The organism is Rothia nasimurium, assembly GCF_004569295.1.
GTDB classification, from domain to species: Bacteria; Actinomycetota; Actinomycetes; order Actinomycetales; family Micrococcaceae; genus Rothia; species Rothia nasimurium_B.
Genome location: NZ_SPQC01000010.1, coordinates 1 through 20,369, shown reverse-complemented (window position 1 = coordinate 20,369; position 20,369 = coordinate 1). Strand labels below are relative to the sequence as shown.

Annotated in this window: 15 protein-coding genes, 1 tRNA gene and 1 pseudogene; 13 read left to right on the top strand and 4 right to left on the bottom strand. The window is 59.7% G+C overall.

All coding sequences use genetic code 11. The features are described from left to right. Positions 1-14: 14 nt before the first annotated feature. On the bottom strand, positions 15-2,675 hold the full coding sequence (gene pepN / locus E4U03_RS03945) for an aminopeptidase N (RefSeq protein ID WP_135011692.1): 2,661 nt from the start codon (positions 2,673-2,675) through the stop codon (positions 15-17). Positions 2,676-2,824: 149 nt separating this feature from the next. On the opposite strand from pepN, the gene E4U03_RS03940 reads away from it, so the two are divergent. From E4U03_RS03940 to E4U03_RS03930, 3 genes and pseudogenes are all read left to right on the top strand, one after another. After that, positions 2,825-2,910, top strand: a tRNA-Leu gene (locus E4U03_RS03940). Between the two features lie 249 nt (positions 2,911-3,159). Next, entirely contained in the window at positions 3,160-4,665 is a 1,506-nt protein-coding gene (locus E4U03_RS03935) for a protein adenylyltransferase SelO family protein (protein ID WP_135011691.1), read from the top strand. A 201-nt stretch (positions 4,666-4,866) separates the two neighbouring features. Beyond that, positions 4,867-5,468 (top strand): annotated as a pseudogene (locus E4U03_RS03930) (acetamidase/formamidase family protein). Positions 5,469-5,546: 78 nt separating this feature from the next. On the opposite strand, the gene E4U03_RS13635 reads toward E4U03_RS03930, so the two are convergent. Then, entirely contained in the window at positions 5,547-6,698 is a 1,152-nt protein-coding gene (locus E4U03_RS13635) for a hypothetical protein (RefSeq protein ID WP_322785914.1), read from the bottom strand. 222 nt (positions 6,699-6,920) lie between these two features. Further along, positions 6,921-7,916 (bottom strand): MFS transporter, encoded by a 996-nt coding sequence (locus E4U03_RS13630; protein WP_322785913.1) that lies wholly within the window; start codon positions 7,914-7,916, stop codon positions 6,921-6,923. A gap of 387 nt (positions 7,917-8,303) precedes the next feature. Here E4U03_RS13630 and E4U03_RS03920 point away from each other — a divergent pair, with 387 nt between their 5' ends. From E4U03_RS03920 to mshC, 4 genes are all read left to right on the top strand, one after another. Further along, positions 8,304-9,266 (top strand): L-lactate dehydrogenase, encoded by a 963-nt coding sequence (locus E4U03_RS03920; protein WP_135011690.1) that lies wholly within the window; start codon positions 8,304-8,306, stop codon positions 9,264-9,266. A gap of 154 nt (positions 9,267-9,420) precedes the next feature. Then, positions 9,421-9,720, top strand: coding sequence for a hypothetical protein (locus E4U03_RS03915; RefSeq protein WP_135011689.1), 300 nt, complete (start codon positions 9,421-9,423; stop codon positions 9,718-9,720). A gap of 89 nt (positions 9,721-9,809) precedes the next feature. After that, positions 9,810-10,640, top strand: a complete 831-nt coding sequence (locus E4U03_RS03910; protein WP_135011688.1) for an undecaprenyl-diphosphate phosphatase — start codon at positions 9,810-9,812, stop codon at positions 10,638-10,640. Positions 10,641-10,760: 120 nt separating this feature from the next. Beyond that, entirely contained in the window at positions 10,761-12,065 is a 1,305-nt protein-coding gene (mshC, locus tag E4U03_RS03905) for a cysteine--1-D-myo-inosityl 2-amino-2-deoxy-alpha-D-glucopyranoside ligase (RefSeq protein WP_135011687.1), read from the top strand. On the opposite strand, the gene E4U03_RS03900 is transcribed toward mshC, so the two are convergent. Then, entirely contained in the window at positions 12,062-12,946 is an 885-nt protein-coding gene (locus E4U03_RS03900; protein WP_167752272.1) for a PAC2 family protein, read from the bottom strand. The genes mshC and E4U03_RS03900 overlap by 4 nt on opposite strands. A 101-nt stretch (positions 12,947-13,047) precedes the next feature. Here E4U03_RS03900 and E4U03_RS03895 point away from each other — a divergent pair, with 101 nt between their 5' ends. From E4U03_RS03895 to pafA, 6 genes are all read left to right on the top strand, one after another. Then, complete coding sequence (locus tag E4U03_RS03895; protein ID WP_135011685.1) at positions 13,048-14,193, top strand: site-2 protease family protein; 1,146 nt, start codon at positions 13,048-13,050, stop codon at positions 14,191-14,193. 66 nt (positions 14,194-14,259) lie between these two features. Next, positions 14,260-15,294, top strand: coding sequence for a tRNA (adenine-N1)-methyltransferase (locus E4U03_RS03890; protein WP_135011684.1), 1,035 nt, complete (start codon positions 14,260-14,262; stop codon positions 15,292-15,294). Positions 15,295-15,381: 87 nt separating this feature from the next. Beyond that, entirely contained in the window at positions 15,382-17,067 is a 1,686-nt protein-coding gene (gene arc / locus E4U03_RS03885; RefSeq protein WP_135011683.1) for a proteasome ATPase, read from the top strand. Between the two features lie 2 nt (positions 17,068-17,069). Beyond that, positions 17,070-18,671 (top strand): depupylase/deamidase Dop, encoded by a 1,602-nt coding sequence (dop, locus tag E4U03_RS03880; protein ID WP_135011682.1) that lies wholly within the window; start codon positions 17,070-17,072, stop codon positions 18,669-18,671. 29 nt (positions 18,672-18,700) lie between these two features. Then, positions 18,701-18,898 (top strand): ubiquitin-like protein Pup, encoded by a 198-nt coding sequence (locus E4U03_RS03875; RefSeq protein ID WP_135011681.1) that lies wholly within the window; start codon positions 18,701-18,703, stop codon positions 18,896-18,898. Positions 18,899-18,950: 52 nt separating this feature from the next. Continuing rightward, a partial coding sequence (pafA, locus tag E4U03_RS03870) for a Pup--protein ligase (RefSeq protein ID WP_135011680.1) occupies positions 18,951-20,369 on the top strand: 1,419 nt, incomplete at its 3' end.

The following is a 20,369-nucleotide window of genomic DNA, read 5'->3' as shown; positions in this document are numbered from 1 at the left end:
TCCCAGGTAAAGACCTAGTTACCTGCCCCCTCTTCGGCGCCAGATGCGTTATAGGCCTGAGCGGTGAGGATACGGACGGCATCATCGAGCAGCTCCCGCACCAGTCGCACCAGGGCGGTGGGGGCGTCCGCATGCTCGGCTAGCCAGCGCTCGGTGGCGCGGACGACCGGGTGGGTTCCCGCAGTGCCCTCTGCCAGCTCTACCGCAGGGTAGAGGCCGCGAATAACGCGGGTAGCCATACCGCCGGTACGGGCAGCCCAGGTAGGGGCAAGAAGCTCAAAGAAAGCATCCCGGTAACCGATGCGCAGCTCCTCCGGGCCATGCTGGAAACCAGCAGCGGTCGCCGACAGCAACTCATTCGAAAGGCTCATATCTTCAGTCACCAGGTTCCAGGCGGCCTGCTTCGCAGCCGCCACCGGCAGAGCAGCGGTCGCAAAAGCATAGCCACGCTCAGCCGTGGCAGAAGGACGGAAAGATCGCGCCTCATTCAGCTCCTGCCGGGTCACCGCGTCCTGAACCGCAAGCGCCCCCAGCGCCTTCCAACCCAGAGTCTGGTTATAGCTCATACCAGGAGCATCAGAAATAAAGCCCTCAACCTGCCCGCTCGCACCCCGCGCCACATCCTGAGCGAACTCAAGACCCAGCTGCGAATGCGCCGACACAGACAGTAGCGCACGCACCAGAATCAGCTGCTCATCGCTACCCCCCTTCGCGCCAGCAAGAGCCTCAGACAGTGCAGCATACAGGGCATCCCACAGCTCACCACGAGCACCCGCCGGGGTATACAAAGAAATCGCAGCCTGCGCCTGATCCACAATATTCGACAGTAAGGTAGCGGACGGCTCAGCACCGGCAGCCTGCCCCACAGCCAGCACAAACCGGCGGCTAGCAAGCTTGCCATCACGCACCATATTCCACAAGCTACCCCACAGCAGACCCCGCGACAGAGCATCCTCCACCGACGACACCTGACTCAAAGCAAACTCAAGCCCATCAGCCTCAGCCAGGGCAACCTTCGCATAGGTCAAATCTTCAGCATTGAGTAAAACCACATCAGCAGCAGCCACAAGAGCCTGCTCCTGCTCAGTCAACCCAACCAACACCTCATTCTGACCCACAGGAATATCAGCCGACACCACACCCGTAGGCACCAGACGCCCGCCCTCAGACGCGAACAGGGCAATCTTCAACAGATGCGGACGCCCCAACTCAGCGGGAACACCCACAGGCAACTGCTGACGCACCACCAACTGCACAGAACCATCAGCACCAGTCACACGCTCACACGACAGCTCAGACAAACCACTCGTCTGCAACCATGCCTCAGCCCAGGTACGAACATCACGATCAGAGACCTCATCGAGCACACCCAAGAAATCATCAAGAGTCGTATTACCCCACTCAAACCGCTTAAAGTAAACCCGCGCAGCCTCAATAAACTGATCAAACCCAACATAAGCAACCAACTGCTTCAGGGCGCTCGCACCCTTGGCGTAGGTAATACCGTCAAAGTTCTGACGGGCAGCTTCAAGGTGGGGGATATCCGCAACAATCGGGTGAGTAGTCGGCAGCTGATCCTGACGGTAAGCCCAAGCCTTACGGGAATTCGCAAAGGTGACCCAGGCGTCCTTATAGCCATTGGCCTCAGCAGCGCCCAGATGCCCCATAAAGTCTGCAAAAGACTCCTTGAGCCACAGATCATTCCACCACTTCATGGTAACCAGGTCACCAAACCACATATGGCTCATCTCGTGGCAAATCACATTAGCCCGGCCCTCAAGCTGAGACTCATCAGCACCGGAGATAAAAATATACCCCTCGGTAAACGTCACCAGGCCGGGGTTCTCCATTGCCCCCAGGTTGTACTCGGGAACAAAAGCCTGCTCGTACTTGGGATAGGGGTAGGGGTGGTCAAAGAGGTCTTGGAAGAAGTCCAGGCCCTGCTTGGTCACGGTAAAGATGTTCTGGTAGTCAAAATGCTCTTTGAGGGACTGGCGGCAGTAGGCAAGCAGGGGGATAGGCCCGGAATTAACAGCGGACGCCGGCGTATAGGTATCGAAAGCGGTAAAGTACTCGCCCGCCACAATAGCGGTGATATAGGTAGAAATACGGGCAGTCGGCTTGAAAACACGCTTAGAAATCGATGAATCTGACGGGTCATCAATTTCGCGGTCCAGTTCAGCATTCGAGCTCACCACCCAGCTCTTAGGGGCCGTAATACGGAAGTTGAACACAGCCTTCAAATCAGGCTGCTCAAAATTTGGGAAAACCCGACGACAATCTGCCGGCTCATACTGCGTATAGAGATAAACCTTGCCATCGGCCGGGTCAATATAGCGGTGCAGACCCTCACCAGAACGGCTAAAGTACGACCGCCCCTTGATAGTGAGAGTATTCTCCGCCTGCAAACCCGGCAGGGTAATACGGGAACCTTCCACTACTTCATCTACAGGCAGCGAAACCCCGTTGAGCTTCACAGACTCCACCGACTGATGAATGTAGTCAATAAAGGTGCTAGCACCCTCGGTCGCCGTAAACCGGACGGTGGTGGCTACCGGGTAGGTTTCGAAGTCAGAGCTGGCATGGGTGAGATCAACATGCACATCGTAGGTATCAACGCTGATAGTACGGGCGCGCAGAGCGGCCTCTTCTTGAGTCAAATTTTCGTTATTCACATCACTATAGTAAGCCCCTGTATGTACAAGGTCGAGTTGGGGAGCGTTGGCGGGGTAGTGGAAGGTGGATTTTGCACGTTCGCTAAACCTTGTGTATAGTAATAACTCGTTCCCAGCACGGCTTCAGTTGAAGAAGTGCAAGACACCTTGCGCGGGTGGCGGAATAGGCAGACGCGCTAGCTTGAGGTGCTAGTCCTCGTATTAGAGGGTGGGGGTTCAAGTCCCCCCTCGCGCACAAGAAAATCCCATGTGGGACACAGAAAAAACCGGCTCCTGTCAACAGGGGCCGGTTTTTTGTTGACTTAGGCCCTGTCGCTGGAATCAGGCTCTGGCGGAATTTTTATGCCCTGGTAGATTATCAACTTTACTCATCAGTTAAACTAATTATTTTCGGCTGGCACCCTTAAAAAATTTTGAAATCGGTGGCAGCTCCCTGCCTCCAGACCAGCCTCTCTAGCCTTCGACCGGGCGATAAACTAGCCCTATGCAGCCTACTGAACTCCGTGCGTCCGCCCCGCTCCTTGACCATACCTACAGTAAGACCTTCCCTAATCTCGCCTGCCATGTTCAGCCGGACATCCCGCAGGGTACCCGCCTGGCCTGGCTCAACGAGAATCTTTCCCGCGACCTTGGGCTGGACCCGACCTGGTTGCGCACTGACGCCGGTCTAGCCTGGATGACGGGCAGGGGAGAGGCCCCCACGGTCGCCCTGGCCTACTCGGGTTACCAGTTCGGGCAGCTCTCGCCGGTGCTGGGCGACGGTCGGGCCCACCTCATTGGCGAACTGGCTATCCCCGCGCAAGAAGAAGGTGGTAGTGCTGCCCACTGTGATCTGCACCTGAAAGGCAGTGGTCGTACGCCCTTCTCACGCCCCGGTTCGGACGGCAAGGCTCCACTGTCGGCGGCCTGGCGCGAGGCTGTCATCGGGGAGTCTCTGCATGCGCTCGGTCTGCCGACCACCAGAGCCCTGGCTGTGTTTGAGACCGGCGAGAAGGTGCGGCGCCGCGCACCTGAACCGGAGCCGGCGGGGCTGGTCTTGCGTGTTGCAGCAAGCCACCTGCGGGTAGGTACCTTCCAGTTTGCCCAGTGCCACTGCGACCCTGAGGTGCGGGGGCAGCTGGTTGATTATGCCCTGGTCCGTCATTTCCCCGACTTCACCCCGGGAGAAAATCGCAGTGAGCGGGCCCTTGCCCTGCTTAGGGCTGTGGCGCAGCGGCAAGCTCACCTGGTAGCTAGCTGGCAGGCGCTGGGATTTGTACACGGGGTGCTCAACACCGATAACGTGACTATTTCCGGCCAGGCTATCGATTTTGGCCCCTGTGCTTTCATTGATGCTTTTGAGCGCGGCAAGGTTTTTAGTTCTATCGACCGCCAGGGTCGCTACGCCTACAACCACCAGCCCGGTATCACCGCCTGGAACCTTTCCCGTTTTGCCGAAACCCTGCTCGATATCATCGACCCTGAAGGTCCGAACCGGGCAATCCACCTAGCCACCGAAGTGATCTCGGAGTTCGAAGATGAAGTGATAGAGCAGCAAATAGCGGCCTTTGCTGTCAAGCTGGGGCTTGAGCTGGATGGGGTAGGTGAGGACGTCCGCGCCCAGGTGGGCAGGTTCGGGCAGGCAACCCTGGGGCTACTGGAGCGCCACGCGCTGGATTTTACAGGGTTCTTTAGGTCTTTGGCTGAAGGAACCTGCCTGCTGCCGGATGAAGACCGGCAAGGCTGGTTGGCTCGGCGGGAAGAACTGAAGAGTACTACAGGTACTACCCCTGAACGGGCCATGGAACTCATGCTGGCACATAACCCGGTCTATATCCCCAGAAATTTAGCCCTCGACGCTGCCCTGCGGCAGGTGGAGCGCGGAAACCAGCAGCCGCTTGAGGAGCTGCTGGAAGCCGTCAGTAACCCCTTTGAGCGCCGTGCCGGTCTGGACTACCTGGAAGGCGCTCCTGCCGAGTCCCGCTTCTTCACGAGCTTTTGCGGAACGTAACACGGTAGTCACCAGAGATTTACAGCAGACCTCTTGACGGCTTGGGTCAGCTGGGCCTATTTTTGTGTTAAGCATCACCTATAAGTAGGGTAATGGCCTAAACTCATGTCGGGTGCGGGACTATCTCGCCTCAATACCCCGCAAGGGCGGCTTAATCTCTTTCCCCTCGATTCCAGCAAACCCTTTGACTAGCAAGAAAAACTGGGACATAACCGCTGGCACCCAGAAATTCCGCCGGTAGCAACCGTCAAACCGGGAACCTCTTTCCGCGCAGATTGCCGGGAATGGTTCGACGGGTTTATCAAAAACGACGACTCGGCCCAATCTCTCAGGAAGAAGGCCCACTAGCCGGTCAGGGCTGGGGTTACACCGGTGTGGAATAAGCGCGAAGGGGATTTGATTGCTACTGACCCACTACGTGTACCACCGCTTGCCCTACCACCTGAACCGGATGGAGCTCTTCTTGGCTCTTTGAGCGAAGAACAGTATCAGGCGGGTCGCCGCAGAAGCCGCACGTACTGCGCCCCCTCGTGAAAACGGCGGTAACCAGGACATCAAAAACCTTACTAAGGGATCCCGCATCTTCTACTATCTAACCCAGTTTGGTTACTCGCCAGGCCTATCTCTTGCTCGGTGCGGCACCTATCGAGGGGCGTTTCTCTGGCGTTGTTGATATTCCTAACTCCTGTGCCACCGTCTATATCCCCACCGAAATTTTTGATTTTGAGGTGCGCCCGGGTAAGGACGGCCCGGTCAAGATTGATCCCGGAATTGGGGCGCCTCGTTCAGCAAATCCCGTTTAGTCAGAACATGAAAGAAAGGCCGGGGCCTGCCACCGAACTCGTCGGTGGCAGGCCCCGGCCTTTTGCTATCGGGAGCGCTTAGCGGGAGCGGCGGCGCAGCCAGCTAAACAGGGCGGCACCTAGAGCCAGGGTTCCTGCGGCAACAGCGGCAAGGACGCCAGCCCGCGGCTTCTTGCCAGACGCTAGGGAAGCCTGGCGTGCGGGAGCAGCGGGAGCTGCCTCCGCGGTAGAAGATGAAACCTCAGCTTGAGATTCAGAAGAAACAGCAGGCTTCTGCTCTGCAACCTCAACCGAAACCTGAGCCTTTTCGGTCTCGGGAACAGCCTCCACCACGGGGATACTGCCGGTGTAGACGGTCTGAACCTCGAGCACATCGCGCTCAGCTACCTCGGCATGAGGCTCAGCTGCGTCTTCAGCCTGCTTGTTGCCCTGAGCGTTTTCCTGCAGACCCGAAGCTGCACGCAGCGGGGGAGTCTTGAAGAAGAGAGCCAGAACAAGGGCCAGAACAGTGGCAAAGAAACCGACCCAGTAGACCGACAGGGTTGAAGCGTTGAAGCCAACCATGAAGGGGCGGGTGAGGCGGGCGTCCGCACCAGTGAGGTAAGAGGTATCAGAGGTTGAAACGCCTGATTCTTCACCATCGGTGGAGGTGGAAGAAATCTGCTCTGCCAGGGTGGGGGTAAGCTGATCAACCCAGTAGGAGCGCTGGGCTTTATCAGACCAGTCAACGACCAGGGTGCCGTCCTGAACCGATGCGTGAGCCTGCTCGGCGGTAGATGCCAGTGCAGCCTCTTCAGCGGCCGGGGTGGATTCAGCTACCTGGGCATCAATGAAGGTCTGGGCCTGGTCGGCAGGTAGGGCGCCAGCGTCAACCTGAGCCTGAACCGCAGCAGAAACCTGCTGGTAGACCGCATCGTCGGCGGCGGTGCGAGCCTGATCAGAGGCAGCTGAGAGCTGAGCGGCGATAGAGCTCTGGGCGGGCTCCACAATCTGATTCCACATCTGCTCCATGATGCCCTGGTTCTCAGGAGCAGAGGCCACAGCGGGAGTCAGCGCGGCGTCAAGACCCGAACGCAGGTCGTCCTCGTTGCCCATGGCTTTCATGATGTTGCCGGGCATAGCTGAGAAGAGAATCGACAGCAGGACGGCGGTACCCATGGTGCCACCGATCTGACGGAAGAAGGTGGCGGCGGAGGACGCCACGCCCATGTAGGAGGGGGGCAACAGCATTCTGGGCTGCCAGGGTCAGGGATTGCATGAGCTGACCCAGGCCAAGACCCATGATGAACATGCCCAGCATGAGGAACCAGAGGGGGCGGTCCGCTGTCATGAAGGTCAGGTAGTAGTAGGCAACTACCATAAGGGCGGTGCCCAGAATGGGGAAGATGCGGTACTTACCGGTGCTAGCGACCATGCGACCCGACACGATGGAGGCGGTCATAATACCGGCCATCATGGGTAGGGTTGCGAAGCCCGATTCGGTGGGGTTAGCCCGGTGACAATCTGCAGGTAGAGGGGGATGGTCATCATGGCGCCGAACATGCCGAAGCCAACCAGGAAGCCCAGAATGGACGACATGGAGAAGGCGCCGGAGCGGAAGAGGGCCAGCGGGAGAATGGCATCCTGGCCCATCTTGGATTCGATGATGAGGAAGGCTGCTAGACCCAGGGCGGAGATGACGAAGCAGGTGATGGACGCTGCGGAGGTCCAGCCCCATTCGCGACCCTGTTCAGCGACGAGCAGGAGGGGGACCAGGGCTACAACAACGCTGGTTGCGCCCCACCAGTCAACGCGGGGCTTGAGGGCAGCATCGGTGATGCGGGGTAGGTGCAGGAACTTCCAGACCATGGCCAGGGCAATGATGCCGATGGGGACGTTGATGAGGAAGACCCAGCGCCAGCCGGTAATCCATAGAATTTCGTCGCTACCGGCAAAGAGGCCACCGGTGAGGGGGCCGAGCACGGAGGAGATGCCAAAGACAGCCAAGAAGTAGCCCTGGTACTTGGCGCGCTCACGGGGAGCCAGCATATCGCCCATAATCGCCATAGGCAGAGACATCAGGGCGCCCGCACCGATGCCCTGGAAGGCGCGGAAGGCGGCCAGCATGATCATCGAAGTGGAGAAGCTGGAAAGAAGCGAACCCAGAATGAAGACGACGATACCAAAGAGGTAGAGGGGGCGGCGGCCGAAGAGGTCGGAGAGCTTGCCGTAGATGGGGGTGGTGATCGTGGAGGTGATCATGTAGGCGGTGGTGACCCAGGCCTGCTGTTCTAGGCCGTGGAGGTCATCACCGATCGTCCTGATGGCTGTAGAGACGATGGTTTGATCGAGGGATGAGAGGAACATGCCCGCCATAAGACCGACGATGACCAGCATGATTTGCCGATGGGTTATGAGGGGTTGGTCTTGGGCGGTTGTCTGCTCTGGTGTAGCTGGTGCTGTAGACATGACGAACCTTTAGGTCTGGAGTGAATTGTGGGTTCGCGCGGTTTTGCTTGGTCTACGGTGCGCGGACGCTTGTGGCGGGCGGTTGCGTAGTCTTGGGTTCGCGAACTTAACAAGCTTAAGTGCAGTTCTGCAAAAATACTTCCTTCTGGAAGCGTCTTGTGTGCCACAGTGGGCAGGGTGGCTTGAAATTATCTATGTAAGACCGGGTGTGACCTTTCACAAAGGGTCATCCTGCACATATTTGGTTTTGTGGGCTTTTCTGAGTAAAGGTCGGTAAAACCCCAAATGAAAAGCAGATAAACCCACATAAAAGCGCATTTTTTCTGGCATACTTGAGATGTAGCGAACACAAAACAACCCCACAGCATCTGCTGAAAGGAACCTCCCATGGCTCTCGAAAAGAAGAACACCAAGCTCGGCGTTATCGGCGCAGGTGGTGTTGGTTCAGCAACCGCCTACGCAGCAACCCTGCGCGGCGCAGCTGATGAAATCGTTATCTACGACATCGCCGGTGAGCGCGCCGAGGCAGAAGGCCTCGACATCGCCCACGGCACCATGTTTGCCCACGAAGTTGAAGTTTCAGGCAGCGGTGACGTAGAAATCCTGCGCGACTCAGACCTCATCATCGTTACCGCAGGCGCCCGCCAGAAGCCCGGCCAGCCCCGCCTCGAACTGGCAGAAGCAAACGTCAACATTTTCAAGTCCATGCTTCCCAAGGTCATGGAGGTCGCACCCAATGCTATCCTCATGATTGTCACCAACCCCTGCGACGTCCTCGCCGTTGTTGCTCAGAAAATTACCGGCCTGCCCACCGAGCGCTGCTTCGCATCCGGTACCGTGCTCGACTCATCCCGCCTGCGCTGGCTGATCGCTGAAAAGGCTGGCGTCTCCATCAAGTCAGTTCACGCCAACATCGTTGGTGAGCACGGCGACTCAGAATTCCCCGTCTGGTCAGCAGCCAACATCGGTATGGTTCCCCTTGACGAGTGGACCAACGAAGACGGCGAAAAGGTCTTCACCGAAGAGGTCAAGGAAGAACTGGCAGAAGAAGCCATGCGTGCAGCCTACAAGGTCATCGAAGGTAAGGGTTCCACCAACTACGCCATCGGTATCTCAGCTACCCGCATCGCCGAAGCTGTCCTGCACGGCCAGGACGCCGTACTCAACGTCGCAACCCAGGTACGCGGCCGCTACGGCATCGAGGGTGAAGCCGCTCTCTCACTGCCCTCCGTTGTCTCACGTGACGGCGTCAAGCGCGTACTCGATGTCCCCATGACCGACGAGGAAATCGAGCGTCTGCGCGCCTCAGCCAACGCCATCAACTCCTCACTGGTAACCCTGGGCTTCTAAAACCGGATAAGCCACTAGCGCATCCGAAGCCTAGCCCTATAGACAGTGCCGCCCCGCTCCCACCCGAGCGGGGCGGCACTCTTATGTGTGATTCACCAAATTTTCACCGCACGGTATTTCCCACCCACTGAGAAAGGGAGTAACGTCTACTGTTATGAGTAATAACCCTCGTGCCGAACTGGCTCACCTGACCGCCGCCCTCGAAGAGCACCTCAACGCTATTATCAATAGCCGCGGTGAACACGACGCCGCCGTCGACAACACCTACGTAGCCATCGCAAACGCCTTTGAACGCTACGAAGAAGCCCTGTTCGACGCCTACGAAGAGGTCACCCCGCTCGAAGTTTTCATCGAAGATGAAGACGACGACGATGACTTTGACTACGACTTCGATGAAGAAGACGACGAAGATGATGACGAGGTGGAGTACTACCTCGATGAAGAGCAGAAGTAGACCGGTTACCTAGGTTCAACCTGTTATTCCAAGCACAGCACCGCGAGCGGTGCTGTGCTTTTTCTTTGACTCGCGTAGAGTTTTCTGCTGTGGAATGGATACAAGCAATCATCCTGGGTCTCGTCCAGGGTCTAACTGAGTTTTTGCCGATCTCGTCATCGGGTCATATTCGTATCGTGGGTCAGTTCTTGCCGAATGACGAGGACCCCGGTGCGGCTTTTACCGCTATTACCCAGCTGGGTACTGAAGCGGCTGTTTTGGTCTTCTTCTGGAAGGACATCGTTCGCGTCATCAAGAACTGGTTCGGTTCTTTGGTGGGCAAGGTTGATAAGAAGGATCCGGACGCCCGCATGGGCTGGTTCATCATCATCGGCTCCCTGCCGATTGGTATTCTGGGCATCCTGCTAGAGAACTACATCGATTCAACCTTCCGCAGCCTCTGGATTACCGCAACCATGCTGATTGTGTTCGCAATCTTCCTGGGTATCGCAGACCGTATCGGTCGCGAACAGCGCGAGCTGAAAGACCTCACCGTCAAGCACGGTATTCTGTACGGCTTCGCCCAGGCACTGGCTCTGGTTCCCGGTGTTTCACGCTCCGGCGGTACCATCATGGCCGGTCTGCTCATGGGCTACACCCGTGAGGCTGCCGCCCGTTACTCCTTCCTGCTGGCAATCCCCGCGGTTTTCGCATCGGGTCTCTACAAGCTGGCAGGCAGCCTCTCTGAGGGCTTCACCGGCTACTACGGCTTCGGTTCCACCATGGTCGCAACCCTGGTTGCTTTCGTGGTCGGCTACCTAATCATTGGCTGGTTCCTCAAGTACGTTTCCAACAAGAGCTACAGCATCTTCGTCTGGTACCGTATCGCCCTGGGTCTTGCCCTGTACATCCTGCTGGGCACCGGCGTCCTCGCCGCGTAGACCTGTCTCACTTTTTACCCGCCCGGAAATACTTTTCCGGGCGGGTATTGTTTTAGGAAGAGAAAAAGCGCTGCCCGAGACTATTCGGGGTAGGCGCACATCAACTATCGTGAGGTTTTCATGCGAGCTTGGGACCAGCCCACCATTCCGTCACTCCCGGGGCAGGCGCCCCTTCCCACCGTCTTTGATACTGCGGCCGGAGGCAGGCAGACCCTCGAGCGTGAGAGCCGCGCCGGGCTGTACGTCTGCGGTATTACCCCCTACGACGCGACCCACCTGGGGCACGCTTCTACCTATGTTGCTTTTGACGTGCTGAACCGGGCCTGGCGCGATGCCGGGGTAGAGGTAACTTTCGTACAGAACGTCACCGACGTTGATGACCCCCTGCTTGAACGCGCCGAAGCGACCGGCGTTGACTGGCGGCAGCTGGCTGAGGAACAGACCGAGCTGTTCCGCACCGATATGGTGGCCCTGAACGTCATTGCCCCCGACCACTATGTGAGCGTTGTCGATTCGGTGCCCTCTGTGGCGGCTGCCGTGCAGAAACTGCTGCACGAGGGGGTGGCCTACCGCGTGCCCGGTTTCACCGACGAGCAGGGTGTTACCCAGCCCGACGGTGATATCTACTTCGATATTGAGGCCGCCCAGAAACTGGGTGAAGGTCGCGAAGGTGGTTGGTCGCTGGGCCAGGTGGCCCACTACAGCCTGGAAGAGATGCTGACCATTTTTGGTGAGCGCGGAGGCGACCCTGAGCGCCCCGGTAAGCGTAACGCCCTTGACCCCCTGCTGTGGCGCGTTGAGCGGGCGGGGGAGCCTGCCTGGGAGGCAGGAGAGCTAGGACGCGGCCGCCCTGGCTGGCATATCGAGTGCAGCGTGATTTCGAGTGGGTTCCTGGGCGCACCCTTCTCTGTTCAGGGCGGTGGCTCTGACCTGATTTTCCCGCACCACGATCTGGGTTCGAGCCATTCCTTTGCCCTGAACGGTGAGCCTATGGCCCGCCACTACATGCACACCGGCATGGTGGGCCTTGACGGGGAAAAGATGAGCAAGTCCCTGGGTAACCTGGTGCTGGTGTCGAAGCTGCGGGCTGCCGGTGTAGAAGCTGCCGTTATCCGCCTGGCAATTATGGATAACCACTACCGCACCGACTGGTTCTGGCAGGAAGATCTGCTGACCAAGGCCCAGGGGCGTCTGGACCTCTACCGTTCGGCTGCGGCAGCTGCCGAGGGGCAGGCCGATGAGGCCGCCCTTTCCCTGTTTGAGACCGTCCGCCAGCATCTTGCCGACGATCTCAATACCCCCGCCGCCCTGGTCGCTCTTGACCAGTGGGCCCTCTCTACCCTTGAGAACGGTGGTGCAGGCGGTCAGCTGGTAGCCGACCTGCTCATGGCCCGTCTGGGCGTTGATTTGGTGCCTGCTGCCTAGTTGTCGTCCTGGTCCTTGAGAAATTTCTCGAACTGGGCCGCAATATCTATTTGGCTGAGGTCAGCGATATCGTCGTTGGCCTCAGCTATTGATTCTAGGGTTCGTACGTAGCTGGCCAGCTCGGGCTCGTCCTCGATTAGGGCGTCGGCCTGGTGGTTCCAGCTGGCGATGTCGTCCGCACTGCGCTCTAGGGGCATAGGGAAGCCCAGAATCACTTCGAGGGCAGAGAGCAGGGTGAAAGTTGCCTTGGGGTGGGGCGGCTCAGGCAGGTAGTGGGGAACCGACACCCAGAGGGAGAGCGCCGGTATGCGAGCCTGCCCGGCTTCGAAAGCCAGCACGCCGAGCAGACCGGTTGGGCCCTGGTAGGTATTGGCTTCTACGCCCTCTAAGGCGAGGACGCTGCTGGTATAGCTGGTAACGCTCAGCGGCAGGGGGCGAGTATGGGGGACCTCATCGAGCAGGGCCCCACAGAAAACAACCAGGTCAACCTGCTCCCGCTGCACCAGGTCTTTAAAACGCTCGATGTAGGCCTGCCAGTTCATGGAAGGCTCGGGGCCCGAGAGGGTGAGCAGGCGGACGCCGGCGGTGGTGTGTGCCTCGGTAAAGACGGTATCGGGCCAGGTAATGCGCTGGGTGCCGTCCTCGTCGATGCTCAGAAGAGGTCGGGTTTCGGTGTAGTTGTAGCAGCCGCTCACGTCAAAGCCGGGCGCCGGTGTGACGGGGTAGTGCTCCCACAGCGCGCGGAAGGCGTCGATGACGGCGTCACCGGCGTCATTCCACCCTGTGAAACCGACCAGGAGCACGGTGGGGGTGTGAGCCGGTAGGGTGGAGGTGCTTGCGAAATGGTTCAGAGCATTGAGGGGGAGGGGCTGATTAATCACCCCCATATCCTACCCCTGATAGGCCGTAACCTCTACAGGCAATAGACTAAAGAGTTCCGGGGCGGCAGCTCCGGTGATGTAGCGCTCAGGAGGTACAAGGTATGACGTCCTATCCAGGTCTTCGGATTGGTTCTTTCGCGGGGGCGCCAATATATCTGCGTCTCTCCTGGTTCCCCCTCATGGCTTTGGTCGTAGTGGGTTACGGTATGAACCTGGCGTCGCTGAGGTCTTTAACGGATGTGCAGGGCTATCTCGCTGCCGGTGTGGTTGCCGGTACCCTGGCGCTGGGAGTCTTCGCCCACGAACTGGCGCACGCTGCGGTCGGCCGGGTACGGGGAGTGCGGATTTCGTCCATCTCCCTGAACATGTGGGGCGGGCAGACCAAGATGCAGACCACTTCGGCTGCGACTTCACTACTGGTGTCGGTCGCTGGCCCGCTGATGAACTTTGCGGTAGCGGCCCTGTGCCAGCTTATTTGGCTGGTGACGGGGTCCGCCGACTTCTTTGGCTTTGCCTTAGCTGCCCAGGTCAACCTTGCTATCGGCATTTTTAACCTGATACCGGCCTTTCCCCTTGACGGCGGTTATACCCTCGAAGCCCTTGTCTTTATCCTGGTAGGCCGCCGGTCGGTGGCAACCCGGGTGACGGCCTATACGGGTCTTCTGCTCCTTGCCCTCTTAGCTAGCGCCCTGTTTTTCACCGGCCTGTGGCGGTCCCCCTGGGTGTTACTGGTGGCCGCTGCCCTGGCTTTTTATCTGTGGAGCGGTACTAACCACTCCCTCAAACAACTCGCGCAGGATTCTGACCCTCGCCACCCCCTGCGGGCGTCCGCTCTGATGGTTCCTGCCCAGCTTGCTGACCCGCGCAGCAGCATCGGTGGCGCCCATCAGCGCTGGGACGGCGTATCCCACCTGCTCCTGGTAGAGCAGCAGGGAGCGTCCGTGCGCCCCTTTGCCCTTGTTGAACCCACAACGCTCGCTGCCTCGCTGGGCTCTCTTGACCAGCAGCCCCTATCTGCAATCGCCCAGCCCCTTGCAGCCCGTACCCTGGGCATCCAGACCGGTTACATCGACACCCTCGATGAGTACAGCGGCTTTGCCCATTACCGCCTGCCCGAAGAGCAGCGGGGACAGAACCTCACCTGGGTGGTGATGGACGCCGCCACCCCCGTGGGGCTGGTAACCTCCCAGGCCATGACTCAGGCGGTGCTCGCCACCGTGGGCGCTGGCACGTCTTCATCTAAATGACCCCACCGCGCTTTTCTGAGACAATAGAAGAAACCAGACCAAAAAACGAAAGAGAAATCTGACCTTATGAGCACCCCCACCGGTAGCGTCAACCGCCGTGGCCCCTTCCGCCCGGGAGAGCGCGTCCAGCTAACCGACGAGCGCGGACGCATGACCACCATTACCCTGGCTGAAGGCGGGGAATACCACTCCCACCGTGGTTTCTTTAAGCACAGCGAGCTCATCGACAACGTTGAGGGCACCGTGATTGAAAACTCTGAGGGGTTCAAGTTCCAGGCCCTGCGCCCGCTCTACAAGGACTTCGTGCTTTCTATGCCCCGCGGCGCTGCCGTGGTCTACCCCAAGGACGCCGGCCAGATCGTGGCCATGGCCGATATCTTCCCCGGTGCCCGCGTGATTGAAGCTGGCGTCGGCTCCGGTGCCCTCTCTATCGCCCTTCTGCGGGCCGTGGGCGACGGCGGCCACCTGCGCTCTTTCGAACGCCGAGAAGAGTTTGCCGACATCGCCCGTGGCAACATCGAAACCTTCTTCGGTGGGGAGCACCCCGCCTGGTCGCTGACCCTTGGTGATTTGGCAGAAGCCCTGGGTGAGGTCGAAGAGCCCGGTAGCGTAGACCGTGCCGTCCTCGACATGCTGGCCCCCTGGGAGTGCCTGGACGCCGTAGCCACCGCCCTGGCGCCCGGCGGCGTCATTATCTGCTACGTTGCAACCGTCACCCAGCTCTCCCGCGTGGCTGAGGCCCTGCGCGCAGATGGCCGCTTTACCGAGCCTGAATCCCACGAAACCATGGTGCGAGGCTGGCACGTAGAGGGCCTGGCAGTGCGCCCCGACCACCGCATGGTAGCCCACACCGGCTTCCTTATTACCGCCCGCCGCCTAGTTGACGGGGCAGAGCGTCTTGCCCCCAAGCGCCGTGCCTCAAAGACCGATTTCTCAGAAGAGGATATGAATGCCTGGACTCCCGCCGCCCTGGGCGAGCGCAATGTCTCTGACCGTAAGCTCCGCCGGGCCGGTCGCGATGCCCTGAACCTGGCTGAAAAGGCCGCCTCTGCCGCCCAGAAGGCTGAGGCAGCGCAGGCTGACCAGGATTCCGAAAACTAAAACCCCATGACGGCCCCGCCACCCGATGATTGGGGTGGCGGGGTTCTGACTCACCGGTGAGTCGTCACCAGAAAGGAGTGCCCCAGCATGAGTGAACGTTTAACCGTTTCGTCGGTAGATTACGAGCGTATTCTGCGGCAGCTCAATATCGCTAACGATAACCGCCGCAATCTTAATCGGCAGTTGCGGGCAGCTGGCGAGCGCAACCAGAAGCTGGTGACGGCTCTGACCAAGACTAAGAACGAGATTGAGCATCTGCGCATGGCGCTGGCTCAGGAGGTGGCTCCTCCGCTGAACTCTGCCCTGGTGCTGGGGGTGCACGGGGCGACGATGACCTACCATAATCTTGCGGAGGGCAAGACTCCGGCTGAGATTGAGGAGCATCTTGACGTTCTCTTGGGCGGACGCCTGGTACGTATCACCTGCTCACCCCTGTTGCCGATTGTCCAGGTGAAGCCGGGTATGACCGTCCTGCTCAACGAGCAGACCCAGGCCGTGGTGTCGCTGGGGTTTGAGGGCTACGGTGATGTGGTGACGGTGCGGGAGGTGCTCGATCACGATCACCTGGTGGTTGACCTGCCCAACCAGTCAAAGGCTGTGGCCCGCATTTCGGGTGCCCTGGACCCGGATGAGCTGCGGGTGGGGGATACCGTCACCTACGATTCGCGTATTCAGATGGTGACCTCCCTGGTTCCCCATACCGATGCCCAGGAGCTGGTGCTGGAAGAGGTACCCGATGTTACCTATGACAATATCGGTGGTCTGGGCGACCAGATTGACCTGATTCGGGACGCCGTTGAGCTACCTTTCTTGCACCCCGATATTTACCGCCAGTACCGCCTGACCCCGCCCAAGGGTATCTTGCTCTACGGCCCTCCCGGTAACGGTAAGACCCTGATTGCCAAGGCTGTGGCTAACTCTCTGGCTGCGCGGGCTGCGGAGCGCTCTGAGAATGGTAAAAAGACCGGCTACTTCTTGAACATCAAGGGCCCGGAGCTGCTGGATAAGTATGTGGGCGAGACCGAGCGCCAGATTCGCGATATCTTCTCTGCTGCCCGCGACAAGGCACGAGCGGGCCACCCCGTAGTAGTTTTCTTTGACGAGATGGAGTCGCTCTTCCGCACCCGCGGTTCGGGCCGGTCTTCGGACGTAGAAACCACCATTGTGCCCCAGCTTCTGGCTGAGATTGACGGGGTTGAGAGCCTGGATAACGTCATTGTGATTGGTGCGACCAACCGCGAAGACATGATTGACCCGGCCGTGCTGCGCCCGGGGCGTTTGGACGTGAAAATCCGCATTAACCGCCCCAACCGGTCCGGCGCTGCCGAAATCTTCGGGCTGTACCTCACCGAGGATTTGCCCATCAGTCAGGATGAAGTGGCTCGGGCTGGGTCCCAGCAGCAGGCGGTTGCCAGCATGATTGAGACGGTCATTGAACACCTCTTCTCCGCTGAGCCGGCGAACCGCTACATCAGCGTTGATTTAGAGAACGGCGTGAGCCGTTGGCTCTTCAGGGGCGACTTCCTTTCGGGCGCCGTAATCCGCAATATCGTCGATCAGGCTAAGAAGCTGGCGATTAAGTCCTACCTGTCTACCGGCGCTGAGGGTATCAGCACCGAGCACCTGCTTGAGGCCGTGCGCGCAGAATTTGAAGACCAGGTCGAGGTGCCCCAGGCCAGCGAAATTGAGGACGTCCTCTCTACCCTCAACATTCGTCTGCGCGTACTCAACGCAGCCCCGGCTCGTGCCGTCGATACCGGAGCGGGGGTCTAACGATGACTGTTCGCCGTATCATGGGGGCCGAGACCGAGTACGGGGTGCATGCCCCGGCAAAGCCCCACGCCAACCCCACGGTGCTTTCTGCCTTTGTGGTCAACACCTACGACACCCTTTTCAAGCAGGAACTCTCAGCGGCCCTTGAAACCCGCTGGGAGTATGGCTCAGAAGCCCCGCTAGCCGATGCTCGCGGTTTCGACATGCCGCGCGAGCAGGCCCACCCCACCCAGCTGACCGATACCGCCCACGTGCTCACCAGCGAAGACATCGCAGCAGAAGCCCTGAGCGAGGCCGGGCATTTTGCTGAGCGTATCGACTGGGACGCGGTCACCATGAACTCGATTCTGCCCAACGGGGCCCGTTTCTACGTGGATCATGCCCACCCCGAGTACTCCTCGCCCGAGGTGACTAACCCGCGCGACGCCGTCCTCTGGGATGCGGCAGGCGACCACATCGCTGCACAAACCGTAGCCACCATTGAAAAGGTGACCGCTAGCCAGAGCTCGGCTATGCCCGCGGTCAACCTCTACAAGAACAATACGGACGGCAAAGGCCAGTCCTACGGTTCCCACGAGAACTATCTGGTGCCCCGCACCGTCGATTTTGAGTACCTGGCAGCTAGCCTGCTACCCTTCTTTGCCACCCGCCAGGTCATGGTGGGGGCAGGACGGCTGGGCTTGGGTACAGCGGGGGAGCAGGCAGGTTTTCAGATTTCCCAGCGTGCTGACTTCTTTGAGCGCACAGTCGGCCTGGAAACCACCGTCCGCCGACCGCTGATTAACACCCGTGACGAGCCCCACGCCGACAGCAACCGCTACCGCCGCCTGCACGTGATCACCGGTGACGCTAACCTGTCGCACACCTCCAACCTACTCAAGTTCGGCACCATGTCCCTGGTTCTGAATCTCATCGAGGCCAAGACCGCCCCTACCATCAAACTGGCTGACCCGGTTGCTGCCATGCACACGGTCAGCCACGACCTGACTCTGACCGCCCAGCTGCCCCTCGCGGGTGGGGGCAGCATGAGTGCCCTGCAGATTCAGCGGGTCTACCTCGATGCTGCCATCGCGCTAGAGACCAACCCCGATGAGGCAACCGCCGAAATCCTGCAGCTCTGGGGCGAGGTGCTAGAGGCCCTGGCAGATAACCCCCTGTCTCTGGCTGACCGCCTGGACTGGGTTGCCAAGTACGCCCTACTGAAGGGCTACGTTGACCGGGGCCTGGGCTGGGATAACCCCAAGCTGGCCGCCATCGACCTGCAGTATTCGGACGTCCGCCCCGGCAAGGGCTTGTACCACAAGCTGGTAGCCATGGGCCGCATGAAGACCATCTTCAGCCCCGAAGACATTGCCCGGGCTGCGGCCGAGCCGCCGCACGACACCCGTGCCTACTTGCGCGGCAAGCTCATCACCACCTGGCCCGATGAGGTCGTAGGAGCCAACTGGGACACCCTCTCGGTACGCAACCCGCTTTCCATCGACCTGCACCGCCTTACCATGGATAACCCCGAGCACTTTACCGCCGAAATCGTTGAACCCCACCTGGGGCTAGAGCACGCAGACCAGCTTTTTGCCCTACTGGCCGGCCAGCAGCACAGCTAGCCGTCATACCCCACAGAAAGAGAGACATCATGGACCGCATCCAGCGCCAGAACACCACCTCAACCACCTCCCAGCAGGTAGAAGAGATAGCCATCGCCCACCAGAACACCGAGGTGAACGAGCAGGCAGTATCAGACATCGATGACCTGCTGGCAGAAATCGACGGCGTGCTCGAAGAAAACGCCGAAGACTTCGTTAAGGGCTTCGTCCAAAAGGGCGGCCAGTAGGCCCAGCCCCTCACAAGCAGCCAGCACCCGCCCCAACGCCTAAGGAAGACCCGTGGAACGCAGAATATTCGGCATCGAAACCGAGTTCGGCATCAGATACATCCCCAAAGGGCTTGGCCCCCTGGCCCCAGAAGAGGCCGCCCGCAAGCTCTTCAAGCCTGTGGTAGACACCTGGCGTTCCTCCAACGTCTTCCTGCCCAACGGCGGGCGACTTTACCTCGACGTGGGATCCCACCCCGAATACGCCACCGCCGAGACCGCCTCGGTCCGCGATGCCCTGATTCAGGACAAGGCGGGGGAGTACCTGCTCAATGACCTGGTCAACCAGGCAGAAGATTCCCTCGAAGCAGAGGGCTACCAGGGGCAGATCTTCCTCTTCAAAAACAACGTTGACTCGGCGGGCAACTCTTTCGGCTCCCACGAGAACTACATGCTAGAGCGCAAGGTGGAGTTCTCCCGCCTGGTCCGTTCCCTGATTCCCTTCCTGATTACCCGCCAGATTGTGGTGGGGGCGGGTAAGGTACACCCTGCGGGGCCCCCGCAGTGGGGCGGACGTCCGCTCGGGCCAGAGGGGCAGCCCAGCTTCTCCTTCTCCCAACGGGCCGACTACATCTGGGAGGGCTCATCAACAGCCACCACCCGGGCCCGCCCTATCATCAACACCCGCGACGAGCCCCACGCCGACGCCTCGCTCTACCGTCGTATGCACGTCATCAACGGGGATTCCAACATGTCGCAGGCCACCACCCTGCTCAAACTCGGGGCCACCGACCTGGTACTTCGTATGCTTGAGGACTACTACCCCCTCGAGAACTTCGAAATCAAAGACACAGCCACCGCCCTGCGCGTCATCTCCCACGACCTGACCGGCACAGCCACCTTCCCCCTAGCGGACGGCCGTGAAGCCAACGCCCTGACCCTGCAACGCCACTACCAGGCAGCAGCCACCCGATATATTGAGGAGAAGGGGGCTCACCACGAGGACGTGCCCTACATCCTGGATCTCTGGGGTCGGGCCCTGGACGCGGTGGAAAGCGGCGATACCTCCCTAATCGATATCGAAATCGACTGGGCCATCAAAAAGAAGCTGCTCGATACCTACATCGCCCGCGGGGCTAGCGGCTACGACGACCCCAAAATCCAGCAGCTTGATTTGGCCTACCACGATATTGACCCCACCCGCGGTGTCTTTGGCCTGCTGACCCGCAAGGGCCTGGTCAAGAACCTCATCAGCCACGATGATATTGCCCATGCCACCGTGCACCCACCTGCTACCCGGGCCTCCCTGCGCGGCCGCTTCATCAGTGCCGCCCGCAACGCCGGCGAGCCCTTCACCGTGGACTGGGTGCACCTGAAACTTAACAACAAGCCCCACCTAACCGTCATGTGTAAGGACCCCTTCGCCACCGAAAGTGCCGCCATGGACGACCTGCTGGCCACCCTCAACCCCGGCCCCCAGGACGTCTGGTCC